Genomic DNA, 11,995 nt, shown 5'->3' on the forward strand with positions numbered 1-11,995 from the left:
GGGCAACGGCAAGGGGCAGATCTTCGTCAAGGGCGAGGTGGTCAAGACCGTGCCGGAGTCGAAGATCGTGGAGACGCTGATCGAAGAGGCGCTGAAGCTGGCCGAGGACATGGAGGAGCAGGGCGAACCCGTCGTCACCCCCGTCGGCTGACCGGTAGTTCCGCAGCGGTCCCCGGGCGGTTCCGGAGCGGTCCCGGAGTGGGACCGCTCCGGGGCCCGGCCGGTGGCGGGGCGTCCCCGCGCGGGTTTCCGGGGCTGCGGGGTAGGGTGCGGTCCGCAGCGCCCGTACCCTCGGAGTCGGGCCCCGCTCCGGCGGGGCCGGTCCCCCGGGGTGGCGGCGTGAGCGGCCCGACTGCATGGTGAGGCGCGCAGATGCTGGGAAGTTCGGTATCGACCACCCGCGTCCTTGAGGCACCAGACCTTGAGGACGCCCTCGACGTACTCGACCGCGACCCGGTGGCCAACGCCTTTGTGGCGGCCCGGGTGCACGTGGCGGGCCTCGACCCCTGGCGGCTCGGCGGCGAGATGTGGGGCTGGTACAACGAGAACGGACTGCTGGACGCGCTCTGTTACGCCGGGGCCAACCTGGTCCCGGTCGGCGCCGGCCCCGACGCCGTGGCGTCCTTCGCCGGGCGGGCCCGCCGCCAGGGGCGCCGCTGCTCCTCCATCGTCGGCCCCGCCGAAGCCACCGCCCAGCTGTGGGCGCTGCTGGAACCCAGCTGGGGCCCGCCCCGCGAGGTACGCCCCCACCAGCCGCTGATGACCATCACCGCGCCGCCCGCCGCGGTCACCGCCGACGCGCGGGTGCGGCGGGTGCGGCGGGACGAGATCGAATTGCTGATGCCGGCCTGCGTGGCGATGTTCACCGAGGAGGTCGGGGTCTCCCCGATGGCCGGGGACGGCGGTCTCCTCTACCGCGCCCGGGTCGCCGAACTGGTCACCGGCGGCCGGGCCTTCGCCCGCTTCGAGGACGGCCGGGTCGTCTTCAAGGCCGAGATCGGGGCCGTCACCGACCGGGCCTGCCAGATCCAGGGCGTCTGGGTGGCGCCCGACCGGCGCGGGCAGGGGCTCTCCGAGACCGGTATGGCGGCGGTGGTCGGGTATGCGCTGCGCGAGGTCGCGCCGGTGGCCAGCCTCTATGTGAACGATTTCAACCTGCCGGCTCGGGCCGCCTATCGGCGGGTCGGGTTCCAGGAGGTCGGGGCGTTCATGAGCGTCCTGTTCTGAGGGTTCAGGTGCTGGGCGGTTCCGGTTTGGGCGGTTCGGGGTCTTGGGCGGTTCGGGGTCTTGGATGGTTGCAGGGCTGGGCGGTTCAGGCGCTGGAGGGTTCAGGTTCCGGGCGGTTGCAGGCGGGGTGGGGTCCGGTCCGGGCAGAAGGGGTGCGGGGGTGGTGCGGGTACCGGGCAAGGCCGGGCGATTCCTGGCGAGTCTGCGACGCGCGGGCGATCCAGCGGTAACGTCCCCGGCCATGGACGACGTGACGATCGAGCCCATCGACCTCGCCGCCCGCGCCGAGGAGGCGCTCGCGGTGCAGGCCCTCGCCTTCGGGCTGACCGACGAGGAGGTCGCGGTCCGCCTCCAGATCGTCACCCGCCACGCCGAGTACCCGGGCGTCATCGCACTGGGCGCGCTGCACGGCCGGCGGCTGGTCGGCTTCGGGTACGGGATGCCCAACCACCGTGGCCACTGGTGGAGCACCGTCATCCAGCCCTACCTGGAGGCCACCGGCAACGGCCGCTGGCTGGACGACTCCTTCGCGGTCACCGAGCTGCACGTACTCCCGGCCCACCAGGGGCGCGGGCTGGGCCGGACGATGATCAGCGAGCTGTGCGAGCGCTCCGGGCTGCCGCGCTCCATCCTCTCCGCGATCGACGAGGAGACACCGGCCCGCAGGCTCTACCGGGGCCTCGGATACGCCGACCTGGCCCGGCCGGTGCTCTTCCCCAACACCGACCGGCCGTACGCCGTGATGGGGGCCGATCTGCCGCTGCGGCGGCGGTGACCGTCGGCGTTCACAGTCGGCTTGCGAACTCCAGGTAGAGCTCGGCCGGGCCGGTGGCGCCCACGCTGAGCGACCAGACGCCGGCCTCGACCGTCCGGAAGAGCGTCCAGCCGTGCAGCCGCTCCCGGTCGACCTCCAGCGAGTCGGCCAGCCGGTTCAGGCGGCGGCGGATCGCGGCCTCCGGACCGGGCGAGCCCAGCAGGGTGTCCATCCGGTCCTGGGCCAGCCACGCCAGGTCGTACGCGCGCTCACCGACCAGCGGCTTGGGGTCGATCGCCAGCCACGGCGACCGCTCGGCGACCAGCACATTGCCGTGGTGGAAGTCGCCGTGCAGCAGCAGTTGCTCCGGCTCGGAGGCGAGCAGCGCGGCCGCCGTCTCCAGCGCCTCGTCGATCAGCGGGCGGGCGGCCGTGGTGGCGGCGGCGACGGCGGGCGTGGCGGTGGGGGCCGGCGTACGGCGGGTGCGCAGCAGGTCGCAGAGGTGGCCGGCGTAGCCGGCGACCGTCCGGAAGGAGTGGTCGGGCGCGGGCGGGACCCAGAGCCGTTGCAGGATGCCGGCCGCCTCCAGCATGGCCTTGTCCTCGCGGAGGGAGCGCAGTGAGATGCTGCCGCGCAGCCGCTCCAGGAGCAGTACGCCCTGCGGGGGGTCGGCCTCCAGCAGTCGTACGGCGCCGCGGCCGTTCCAGTGGGCCAGCGCGGCGGGCTCGTCGGCCGTCTCATCGGTCACCAGACCGGCCTTCAGGGCGGCCGGGGTGCCGTCGGCGCGGCGTACGTACACCACCAGGCTGATCTGGCCGCCGGGTTCCACGGAGCGTTCGGCGGTGAGGTGCCAGCGGTCCAGGTAGCGGGCGACCAGTGACGGCAGTTCGGCGAGCCAGGTGGCGCCCTGTTCGCCCTCCCAGGCGCGGAGGGTGCGGTCCAGACGCTCGGGGATGGTGACGCCGGCGGGCGGGGGGTGGGGGGTGCTGGGGTCGGTCGGCATGGGTTCCCTCTCGTCGTGCTCATTGTCGGGGATGGGCGCGACCGGGGAGGGGGCTGGTGGGGTGGTCAGGGGGTGGGTGTGGGGGAGAGGGAGGTTGCGGTGCGTTCGGGGAGGCCGGGGAAGGCGGTGTCCGGGGCGTGCCAGCGGGCGGCTCGTACGGCGGCTTCGCGGAGGGCGTCGGCGGCGGTGCGGCGGAGTTGTCCGGTGGCGGCGGTCACCAGGTCGGCGTGGACGGCGGTCAGTCGCTGCTCCAGCAGGGCGGCGAGCTTGACGGCGGAGGCGGCGTCGGTGACCGGGAAGGGGAGTTCATAGCCGGGGGCGGCGGCGACCGGGGTGGCGTGGCGGTCGGTGAGTTCGCGTTGCAGGGTGTCGCGGTGGGCCTGGTGGGTGGCGAAGGCGGCGCGGGCTGCGGTGAGGCGGCTGCCGTCGAGGTGGGCGCCGACGACGCCGTAGCCGTAGACGGTGGCGTGTTCGGCGGCCAGGGCCGCCTGGAGGGCGGCCAGTAGGGGGGAGGGGGTGGGAGTGGTCACGGGGGCTTCCGGGTCGTGGGGTTTTGGCGGGGCGTGGTGGGCCGTGGGTGGGGGTGTGTGGGTGGGTGCGGGTGTCGGCCGGTCCGGGGTGGGGGTCCCGGGCGTCCGGTCTTGTCGGCCCGCCGACCACTCGTTCCTCGCGGTCGGCGCTCCGACGTCGATCCTCCTTAGTGCCCGGGACCCCCACCCCTCCCCGTCCGCCACCCTTCCGCCCGGAGGGGGGAGGGAGGTCCGTGCGGGGCTGGTGCTGGTGGGTTGGTGCGGCTTGGTGGGGGTGGGGGTCAGTTGGTGAGGTGGAGGGCGTGGACGGCGCCGGAGGCGGCGATGGAGGCGAGGAGGCGGGCGAGTTCGGGGGAGGCGCCGGGGAGCGCGGCCGTGCGGGTGGCGGCGGTGCGGCGCTCGGCGGCGGCCAGGGCGGTGAGGGTGGCGGCCTGGCCGGTGGGGGTGGGCACGGCGGGGGCCGGGGTGGTCGGCGGGGTCGCGGTGCCGAGGGCGGCGCGGTGCTGGACCAGGTGGGCGCGGAGCGGGCCGAGCCGGCCGGCCAGCTTGGGGTGGGCCGCGATGGCCGCGTCGTAGGCGGCGATCAGCGCGGTGGTGGCGTCGGCGGCGCTGCGGCGGATGGCCGCGTCCGGGTCCGGCTTGCTGGGGGTCGGCCGGGGGGCCGGGGTACCGTCCGTGCAGGCGGCGAGGGCGAGGGACGCTCCGGCGAGGCTGCCGGCGGCCAGGAGCCGCCGCCTGGAGGGCTGCCCGGGGGACTGCATCGACACGCTCCCGCTGAGTAGAGGTCTGCGGCACGGAAGGTATCGGGTACCGGACGGGGGCCCGACACCGGGGGTCGGGCAGCCGGAATCGGCAGTTGGCTGTCTGACCGGATAGGCTTTGCACGGCATTCCAGACAACAGCAGACGCGGCCGAGGAGTCACCCGGATGAGCACCAACCAGAACGATCGGCTGCGTGCCCTGCTGGAACCGCTGACCGCCGGGGCGGGGCTGGACCTGGAGGAGATCCGGGTGACCCAGGCGGGTCGGCGCCGGCAGCTCCAGGTGGTCGTGGACGCCGACGGCGGCGTCGAGCTGGACGTGGTCGCGGAGTTGAGCCGGGAGATCGGCCAGGCGCTGGACGACGCGGATGCCATGGGCGGTGCCCCGTACGTGCTGGAAGTCGGCTCCCCCGGGGTCGACCGGCCGCTGACCGAGCCCCGCCACTGGCGCCGGGCCGAGGGGCGCCTGGTGAAGGCGCAGCTGGTCGCGGGCGGCGAGGTCGTGGGCCGGATTCTGGCCGTCGACGACGAGGGCGCCACCGTGGAGGTGCCGCCCGTGAAGGGCCGTGGCAAGGCCACCGAGCGCCGGTTGGCGTACCTGGAGATCGCCAGGGCCCAGGTGCAGGTGGAGTTCAGCCGCAAGGACAAGGACGACGAGGACGCCTCCGACGAGGGGGACGACGAGGACAAGGAGGAGGCGTAGCCGTGGACATCGACATGAGTGCCCTGCGCGGGCTGGTGCGTGAGAAGGAGATCTCGTTCGACCTGCTGGTCGAGGCGATCGAGTCTGCCCTCCTCATCGCCTACCACCGCACGGAGGGCTCGCGCGGCAAGGCGCGGGTCGAGCTGGACCGGAAGACCGGCCATGTGACGGTGTGGGCGCTGGAGGAGGCGGACGAGGCCGGGGAGCCCCGGGAGTTCGACGACACCCCGAGCGGCTTCGGCCGGATCGCGGCCACCACGGCCAAGCAGGTCATCCTGCAGCGGCTGCGGGACGCGGAGGAGGAGCGCACCTTCGGCGAGTACGCCGGACACGAGGGCGACATCGTGACCGGCGTGGTGCAGCAGGGCAACGACCCCAAGAGCGTGCTGGTGGACATCGGCAAGCTGGAGGCGATCCTGCCGCCGCAGGAGCAGGTGCCGGGCGAGGACTACAAGCACGGCACCCGGCTGCGGTCGTACGTGGTCGCGGTGCGGCGGGGCGTGCGGGGGCCGTCGGTGACGCTGTCGCGGACCCACCCGAGCCTGGTGAAGAAGCTCTTCGCGCTGGAGGTCCCGGAGATCGCGGACGGCGCGGTGGAGATCACCGCCATCGCCCGGGAGGCCGGCCACCGCAGCAAGATCGCAGTGCGGTCGCACCGGCAGGGGCTGAACGCCAAGGGCGCCTGCATCGGCCCGATGGGCGCCCGGGTGCGCAGCGTGATGGCCGAGCTGCACGGCGAGAAGATCGACATCGTGGACTGGTCGGACGACCCGGCGCAGATGGTGGCCAACGCCCTGTCGCCCGCCCGGGTGACCAAGGTGGAGATCGTGGACCTCATGCAGCGGTCCGCACGGGTGATCGTGCCCGATTACCAGCTGTCGCTGGCCATCGGCAAGGAGGGGCAGAACGCCCGTCTGGCGGCTCGGCTGACCGGATGGCGGATCGACATCCGCCCCGACACCGAGCAGTAGTGGCCCGCGCTCGGAATCACCGGGCCGCGGGAAGTACCCATGGAGGGGTAGACTTGGACGTGTCTGGCCGGACGCGTGCCCGTGTATGCCCTGAACGCACCTGCGTGGGTTGCCGCAAGCGGACGGCCAAGCACGACCTGCTGCGTGTGGTGGCGGTGGAGGGCGCCTGCGTCCCCGACCCCCGCGGCACGCTGCCCGGCCGAGGAGCGCATCTGCACCCCGACCCGGGCTGCCTCGACCTCGCGGTTCGCCGCCGGGCCTTCCCGCGGGCCTTCCGCCTGCGGGAGGCGCTCGACACCGAGGTGCTTCGCACCTTCGTGGAAGAGCACGCCGCGGAGCGGCGCAGGGTCGAGGAGCGGGAAGACCGCCGCTGAGCGGTACCGCACCACCCCCGCCGAGTGCGGGGGAGTTCGCTGTACGGAGCACGGTGCGCCTGCACGGTTGTGCATGCGCCGACACCAGGTACCTCGCGAGATGGAAGTAGGTCGAGATTGCGATGAGCACTCGATGAGTACGCGATGAGTACGCCCATGAAGTAGCAACGGTCCGGCGGACGACCACCCCGGACCAGAAGGAGCGAAGTGGCTAAGGTCCGGGTATACGAACTCGCCAAGGAACTCGGCGTGGAGAGCAAGGTCGTCATGGCCAAGCTCACCGAGCTGGGTGAGTTCGTCCGCTCGGCGTCCTCGACTATCGAGGCGCCGGTCGTTCGTAAGTTGACTGATGCTTTCCAGGGGGGCGGCTCCGGCCGGTCCTCCGCCAAGCCTGGCCCGCGGAAGCCCGCGGCGCCCCAGCCGTCCGGTGACGCCGGTGCGGCTCGTCCCGCCCCCGCGCCGGGCCCGAGGCCCGCGCCGCGTCCCGCTGCCGGTGCCCCCGCGCCCGGCCCGCGCCCGGCGGCTGCCGCCCCCGGTCCGCGTCCGGCCGCCGCGCCGGGCCCGCGTCCGACGCCGGCCCGTCCGGCCGCCCCGGCGGCGCCCGCCGCCGAGTTCTCCTCGCCGGCTCCGGCGCAGCCCCAGCCGGCCGCCGAGGCCCCTGCGGCTCCCGCCGCGCAGGCCGAGGCTCCCGCCGCCCGTCCGGCCGCTGCCCCGCAGCAGCCGCGCACCGAGGCGCCGCGCGGCGACGCGCCGCGTCCCGGCGGTGCCCGTCCCGGTCCGCGTCCCTCGGGTCCGCGTCCGGGCAACAACCCGTTCACCTCCAGCAACACCGGCATGGCCCGGCCGGGCGGCGACCGCCGCCAGGGCGGTGCCCAGGGCGGCGCGCCGCGTCCGGGCGGCCAGGGCGCTCCGCGTCCGGGCGGTCCGGGTGCCGGTGGCGCTCCGCGTCCCGGTGGCACCGGTGGTGCTCCCCGTCCGGGTGGTCAGGGCGCTCCGCGTCCCGGCGGCCCGCGTCCGGGCGGTCCGGGCGCCGGTGGCGCCCCCCGTCCCGGCGGTCCCGGCGCGGGTGCTCCGCGTCCGGGCGGCGCTCCGTCCCCCGGCGGGATGCCGCGGCCGCAGGGCCCGCGTCCCACGCCGAGCGGAATGCCGCGTCCCAACCCCGGCATGATGCCGCAGCGTCCCGCTGCCGGCCCCCGTCCCGGCCCCGGCGGCCGTGGTCCCGGCGGTCCGGGCGGTCGTCCCGGCGGTCCGGGCGGTCGTCCCGGTGGTGGCGGCGGCTTCGCCGGCCGTCCCGGCGGTGGCGGCGGCGGTGCCGGTCGTCCCGGTACGGGCGGCGGCTTCGGCGGCCCGCGTCCCGGTGGCGGCGGCGGTGGCGGCGGCTTCGGTCCCCGTCCCGGCGGTTTCGGCGGGCGACCCGGCGGCCCGGGTGGCCGTGGCGGAACGCAGGGCGCCTTCGGTCGCGGTCCGGGCGGTCGCCCGGCGCGCGGTCGCAAGTCGAAGCGGCAGCGGCGTCAGGAGTACGAGGCCATGCAGGCCCCGTCCATCGGCGGCGTCATGCTGCCGAGGGGCAACGGCCAGACCGTGCGCCTGTCGCGCGGTGCCTCGCTGACGGACTTCGCGGACAAGATCAACGCCAACCCGGCGGCGCTCGTGTCGGTGATGTTCAACCTGGGTGAGATGGTCACCGCGACCCAGTCGGTCTCCGACGAGACGCTGCGCCTCCTCGCCGAGGAGATGGGCTTCGTCCTGGAGATCGTCAGCCCGGAGGACGAGGACCGCGAGCTGCTGGAGTCCTTCGACATCGAGTTCGGCGAGGACGAGGGCGACGAGGACGACCTGGCCATCCGGCCGCCGGTGGTCACCGTCATGGGCCACGTCGACCACGGTAAGACCCGACTGCTGGACGCCATCCGGAAGTCCAACGTGGTCGCGGGCGAGGCCGGCGGCATCACCCAGCACATCGGTGCGTACCAGGTGGTTGCGGAGGTGAACGGCGAAGAGCGTCCGATCACCTTCATCGACACCCCCGGTCACGAGGCGTTCACCGCCATGCGTGCCCGTGGTGCCAAGTCCACCGACATCGCGATCCTGGTGGTGGCGGCCAACGACGGCGTCATGCCGCAGACGGTCGAGGCGCTCAACCACGCCAAGGCCGCCGGGGTGCCGATCGTGGTCGCGGTCAACAAGATCGACGTCGAGGGCGCCGACCCGACCAAGGTCCGCGGTCAGCTGACCGAGTTCGGCCTGGTGGCCGAGGAGTACGGCGGCGACACCATGTTCGTCGACATCTCCGCCAAGCAGGGTCTGCACATCGACTCCCTGCTGGAGGCCGTGATCCTCACCGCCGACGCCTCGCTCGACCTGCGCGCCAACCCGGAGCAGGACGCCCAGGGCATCGCGATCGAGGCCCACCTGGACAAGGGCCGCGGCGCCATGGCGACCGTCCTGGTCCAGCGCGGCACCCTGCGGGTCGGTGACTCCATGGTCGTCGGCGACGCGTACGGCCGCGTCCGGGCGATGCTGGACGAGAACGGCAACAACGTCTCCGAGGCGGGCCCGTCCCGTCCGGTGATGGTGCTCGGCCTCACCTCGGTGCCCCGCGCCGGCGACAACTTCATCGTCGTCGACGAGGACCGCACCGCTCGGCAGATCGCCGAGAAGCGGGCGGCCCGCGAGCGCAACGCCGCCTTCGCGCAGCGCCGCGTCCGGATCTCCCTGGAGGACCTGGACAAGGCCATCGCGGCCGGCTCCATCGAGCAGCTCAACCTCATCATCAAGGGCGATGTCTCCGGTTCGGTGGAGGCCCTGGAGGACGCGCTGGTCAAGCTGGACGTCGGCGACGAGGTCGAGCTGCGCATCCTGCACCGTGGTGTGGGTGCGATCACCGAGTCCGACGTGGACCTGGCGATGGGCTCGGACGCCATCATCATCGGCTTCAACGTGCGGGCCGAAGGCCGTGCGCGTACCGCAGCCGACCGCGAGGGCGTCGACATCCGCTACTACTCGGTCATCTACCAGGCGATCGAGGAGATCGAGGCGGCCCTCAAGGGCATGCTCAAGCCGGAGTACGAGGAGGTCCGCCTGGGCTCCGCGGAGATCCGCGAGGTCTTCCGCTCCTCCAAGTTCGGCAACATCGCCGGTGTCCTGGTCCGCGAGGGCCTGCTCCGCCGCAACGCCAAGGCCCGCCTCATCCGGGACGGCGCCGTGGTGGCGGAGAACCTCACCATCGAGGGCCTGCGTCGCTTCAAGGACGACGCGACCGAGGTGCGCGAGGGCTTCGAGGCCGGTGTGACCCTGGGGTCGTTCAACGACATCAAGGTCGACGACGTCATCGAGACGTTCGAGATGCGCGAGAAGCCGCGCGCCTGAGCGCGGCCCCGGCCGGCCGCACCCCGTGAGACGCGGGGCGCGGTCGGCCGGTAGTCCGGGGCCGGGCGGCGGAGGACGGGGTCTCCCGAAATCCGTCGACCGGCCCCGGGCGCGCTGTGTACGGTTCGTCGTACGAAAGCCCCAGTTCGGGGCTGCCCTACGAGGCCCCCAGGCCGGCTTGGCCTGTCACACATGTTCGTGGGAACACTCACCTTCGACCTGCTCCTCGGCGACGTCCACTCGCTGAAGGAGAAGCGCTCGATCGTGCGGCCGATCGTGGCCGAGCTGGTGCGCAAGTACGGCGTCAGCGCGGCCGAGGTCGGCAATCAGCAGCTGCACCGCAGGGCCGAGATCGGCTGCGCGGTGGTGTCCGGCGACGCCGGGCACATCGGGGAGATCCTGGACGGCTGCGAGCGGCTGGTCGCCGGCCGCCCCGAGGTGGAACTGCTCTCCGTCCGGAGGCGGTTCCACGGCGATGACGATTGAGGGGTGCGGCGGCAGTCGCCGCCGTCACACCCGCGATGACCGAACGCGCCCCACGGTTGCGGGCGCGGGCCGGTACGTTGGGGCACGGGCCCCGACGGAACCCGGTCGGCCACCGCGCCGACCGGTACCGCGCCCACAGCACGAGGAGGACACGTGACCGACACCGCGAGGGCGCGCAAGCTCGCCGACCGCATCCAGGTGGTCGTCGCGGAGACCCTGGAGCGGCGGATCAAGGATCCTCGCCTGGGCTTCGTGACCATCACCGACACCCGGGTCACCGGAGACCTCCGGGAGGCCACCGTCTTCTACACGGTCTACGGCGACGAGACCGAGCAGACCGCCACGGCGGCCGCGCTGGAGAGCGCCAAGGGCATCCTGCGCTCCGAGGTCGGACGGCAGACCGGGGTGCGCTTCACCCCGTCCCTGACGTTCGTCGCGGACGCCGTCCCGGACAACGCCCGCCACATCGACGAGCTGCTGGACCGGGCCCGGATCTCCGACGCCCAGGTGCGCACCGCCGCCGCCGGCGCCAGCTACGCCGGTGACGCGGACCCGTACCGCAGCGCCGACGACGCAGAAGACGAGGACGCCTAGCCATGGCGGGCGAGCCCGCCGGGGCCGCCACCGGGGCACCCTCCGCCAGTACGGCGGGGGGTGCCCCTGCCGTCCCCGGGGGCGAGCCGCCCGGCACGGCGCTGCCGGGGCCGAGGTTCGCCGCGCCGGCCCCCGGTGACCGGGAGTGGGCCGAGGTGCTGGCGCTGATCGCCGGCGCCCGTGAGATCGACCTGGTCTGCCATGTCTGCCCCGACGGCGACGCACTGGGCTCGGCGCTGGCCGCCGGGCTGGCGCTGCGCTCGCTGGGCCACCGGGTGCGGGTCTCCTTCGGTGACGACCCGCAGGTGGTGCCCGCCTCGCTGGCCTTCCTGCCCGGCCAGGAGCTGCTGGTACCGGTGGCCGAGGTGCCGGACCGACCGGAGCTGGTGCTCACCTTCGACGTCGCCGCCGAGAGCCGGCTCGGCCTGCTCCGGGAGAAGGCGCTCGCCGCCCGCGCCCTGGTGGTCGTCGACCACCACGCCTCCAACACCGGCTTCGGCACCCACCCGCTGGTCGACCCGGCCGCGCCCGCCACCGCCGTCCTGGTGGACGAGCTGCTGCGGCGGCTCGGCGTACCGCTGGACCAGTCGATCGCGGCCTGCCTGTACACCGGCGTGGCCACCGACACCGGCTCCTTCAAGTACCGGGCCACCACGGCGGCCACCCATGAGTTCGCCGCGCGGCTGCTGGCCACCGGCATCCGGCAGGACCTGATCTCCCGCACCCTGTGGGACACCTCCTCGTTCGGCTACCTCAAGGTGCTGTCGGCCGCGCTGGCCCGCGCCGAGCTGGACCGCACCGCCGTCGGCGGCCTCGGTCTGGTGTGGACCTGGGTGCCGTACGCGGACCTGGCCGCCCACGGCGTCACCGTCGAGGAGATCGAGGGCCTGATCGACGTCGTCCGGCGCACCGCCGAGGCCGAGGTCGCCCTGGTGCTCAAGCAGGACCCGGACGGTGCCCTGCGCGGCTCCTCCCGGGCCAAGGGCGCGGTCGACGTGGCCGCCGCCTGCGCGGCGCTCGGCGGCGGCGGCCATGTGTACGCTGCCGGCTTCACCTCCGCCCTCGGCGTCCAGGAGACGCTGGACCGCTTCCGCCGGGCCCTGCGGCCGTCCGCCTGAGCCTCCCCAGAACCCCGAGTCCCCAGAACACCGAGTCCCCAGAACACCGAATCCCCAGAACACCGAGTACCCGAGCACACCCGAAAGGAATGGCGCACCCCCCGT

The 11,995-nt window shown here is 74.0% G+C and carries 12 protein-coding genes and 1 pseudogene; 10 read left to right on the forward strand and 3 right to left on the reverse strand.

Annotated elements, in window-relative coordinates:
* The 3 genes and pseudogenes from ACIQGZ_RS29125 to ACIQGZ_RS29135 form a co-directional block, all read left to right on the forward strand.
* A pseudogene (locus tag ACIQGZ_RS29125) lies at positions 1 to 151 on the forward strand (4-hydroxy-3-methylbut-2-en-1-yl diphosphate synthase); the annotation flags it as partial.
* A 221-nt stretch (positions 152 to 372) separates the two neighbouring features.
* Entirely contained in the window at positions 373 to 1,227 is an 855-nt protein-coding gene (locus tag ACIQGZ_RS29130) for a GNAT family N-acetyltransferase (RefSeq protein WP_402607653.1), read from the forward strand.
* A gap of 241 nt (positions 1,228 to 1,468) precedes the next feature.
* Positions 1,469 to 2,002, forward strand: a complete 534-nt coding sequence (locus ACIQGZ_RS29135; RefSeq protein ID WP_402607655.1) for a GNAT family N-acetyltransferase — start codon at positions 1,469 to 1,471, stop codon at positions 2,000 to 2,002.
* 10 nt (positions 2,003 to 2,012) lie between these two features.
* On the opposite strand, the gene ACIQGZ_RS29140 is transcribed toward ACIQGZ_RS29135, so the two are convergent.
* The 3 genes from ACIQGZ_RS29140 to ACIQGZ_RS29150 all read right to left on the reverse strand — a co-directional run bounded on the left by ACIQGZ_RS29140 (position 2,013) and on the right by ACIQGZ_RS29150 (position 4,275).
* Entirely contained in the window at positions 2,013 to 2,984 is a 972-nt protein-coding gene (locus ACIQGZ_RS29140; protein WP_402607657.1) for an aminoglycoside phosphotransferase family protein, read from the reverse strand.
* Between the two features lie 65 nt (positions 2,985 to 3,049).
* Positions 3,050 to 3,514, reverse strand: a complete 465-nt coding sequence (locus tag ACIQGZ_RS29145; RefSeq protein WP_402607659.1) for a ferritin-like domain-containing protein — start codon at positions 3,512 to 3,514, stop codon at positions 3,050 to 3,052.
* Between the two features lie 281 nt (positions 3,515 to 3,795).
* The gene (locus tag ACIQGZ_RS29150; protein WP_402607661.1) at positions 3,796 to 4,275 is read right to left on the reverse strand and encodes a hypothetical protein; all 480 of its coding nucleotides are present in this window, start codon (positions 4,273 to 4,275) and stop codon (positions 3,796 to 3,798) included.
* A gap of 166 nt (positions 4,276 to 4,441) precedes the next feature.
* On the opposite strand from ACIQGZ_RS29150, the gene rimP reads away from it, so the two are divergent.
* The 7 genes from rimP to ACIQGZ_RS29185 all read left to right on the forward strand — a co-directional run bounded on the left by rimP (position 4,442) and on the right by ACIQGZ_RS29185 (position 11,890).
* On the forward strand, positions 4,442 to 4,978 hold the full coding sequence (gene rimP, locus ACIQGZ_RS29155) for a ribosome maturation factor RimP (RefSeq protein ID WP_402607663.1): 537 nt from the start codon (positions 4,442 to 4,444) through the stop codon (positions 4,976 to 4,978).
* Between the two features lie 2 nt (positions 4,979 to 4,980).
* Positions 4,981 to 5,949: a transcription termination factor NusA gene (gene nusA / locus ACIQGZ_RS29160; protein WP_402607665.1), complete on the forward strand. Its 969-nt coding sequence runs from the start codon at positions 4,981 to 4,983 to the stop codon at positions 5,947 to 5,949.
* Positions 5,950 to 6,008: 59 nt separating this feature from the next.
* Positions 6,009 to 6,323 (forward strand): YlxR family protein, encoded by a 315-nt coding sequence (locus ACIQGZ_RS29165; RefSeq protein ID WP_402607713.1) that lies wholly within the window; start codon positions 6,009 to 6,011, stop codon positions 6,321 to 6,323.
* A gap of 207 nt (positions 6,324 to 6,530) precedes the next feature.
* A complete protein-coding gene (gene infB / locus ACIQGZ_RS29170) occupies positions 6,531 to 9,692 on the forward strand; it encodes a translation initiation factor IF-2 (protein ID WP_402607667.1) in 3,162 nt (1,053 codons plus the stop codon).
* A gap of 192 nt (positions 9,693 to 9,884) precedes the next feature.
* The gene (locus ACIQGZ_RS29175) at positions 9,885 to 10,178 is read left to right on the forward strand and encodes a DUF503 domain-containing protein (RefSeq protein ID WP_402607669.1); all 294 of its coding nucleotides are present in this window, start codon (positions 9,885 to 9,887) and stop codon (positions 10,176 to 10,178) included.
* A 153-nt stretch (positions 10,179 to 10,331) separates the two neighbouring features.
* Positions 10,332 to 10,772, forward strand: coding sequence for a 30S ribosome-binding factor RbfA (rbfA, locus tag ACIQGZ_RS29180; protein WP_402607671.1), 441 nt, complete (start codon positions 10,332 to 10,334; stop codon positions 10,770 to 10,772).
* A 2-nt stretch (positions 10,773 to 10,774) separates the two neighbouring features.
* Positions 10,775 to 11,890 carry a bifunctional oligoribonuclease/PAP phosphatase NrnA gene (locus ACIQGZ_RS29185; RefSeq protein WP_402607673.1) on the forward strand — a complete coding sequence of 372 codons (1,116 nt, stop codon included), beginning with the start codon at positions 10,775 to 10,777 and terminating at the stop codon, positions 11,888 to 11,890.
* Positions 11,891 to 11,995 lie beyond the last annotated feature (105 nt).

Origin of the sequence: Streptomyces sp. NPDC092296 (genome assembly GCF_044755465.1) — a bacterium.
Classification (GTDB): Bacteria; Actinomycetota; Actinomycetes; order Streptomycetales; family Streptomycetaceae; genus Peterkaempfera.

Bases quoted from the DNA above. Each gene is read 5' to 3' on its own strand.
- ACIQGZ_RS29185 (WP_402607673.1), top strand. From the start codon at position 10,775: ATGGCGGGCGAGCCCGCCGGGGCCGCCACCGGGGCACCCTCCGCCAGT.
- ACIQGZ_RS29130 (WP_402607653.1), top strand. From the start codon at position 373: ATGCTGGGAAGTTCGGTATCGACCACCCGCGTCCTTGAGGCACCAGAC.
- ACIQGZ_RS29140 (WP_402607657.1), bottom strand. From the start codon at position 2,984: ATGCCGACCGACCCCAGCACCCCCCACCCCCCGCCCGCCGGCGTCACC.
- ACIQGZ_RS29175 (WP_402607669.1), top strand. From the start codon at position 9,885: ATGTTCGTGGGAACACTCACCTTCGACCTGCTCCTCGGCGACGTCCAC.
- rimP (WP_402607663.1), top strand. From the start codon at position 4,442: ATGAGCACCAACCAGAACGATCGGCTGCGTGCCCTGCTGGAACCGCTG.
- ACIQGZ_RS29150 (WP_402607661.1), bottom strand. From the start codon at position 4,275: ATGCAGTCCCCCGGGCAGCCCTCCAGGCGGCGGCTCCTGGCCGCCGGC.
- ACIQGZ_RS29135 (WP_402607655.1), top strand. From the start codon at position 1,469: ATGGACGACGTGACGATCGAGCCCATCGACCTCGCCGCCCGCGCCGAG.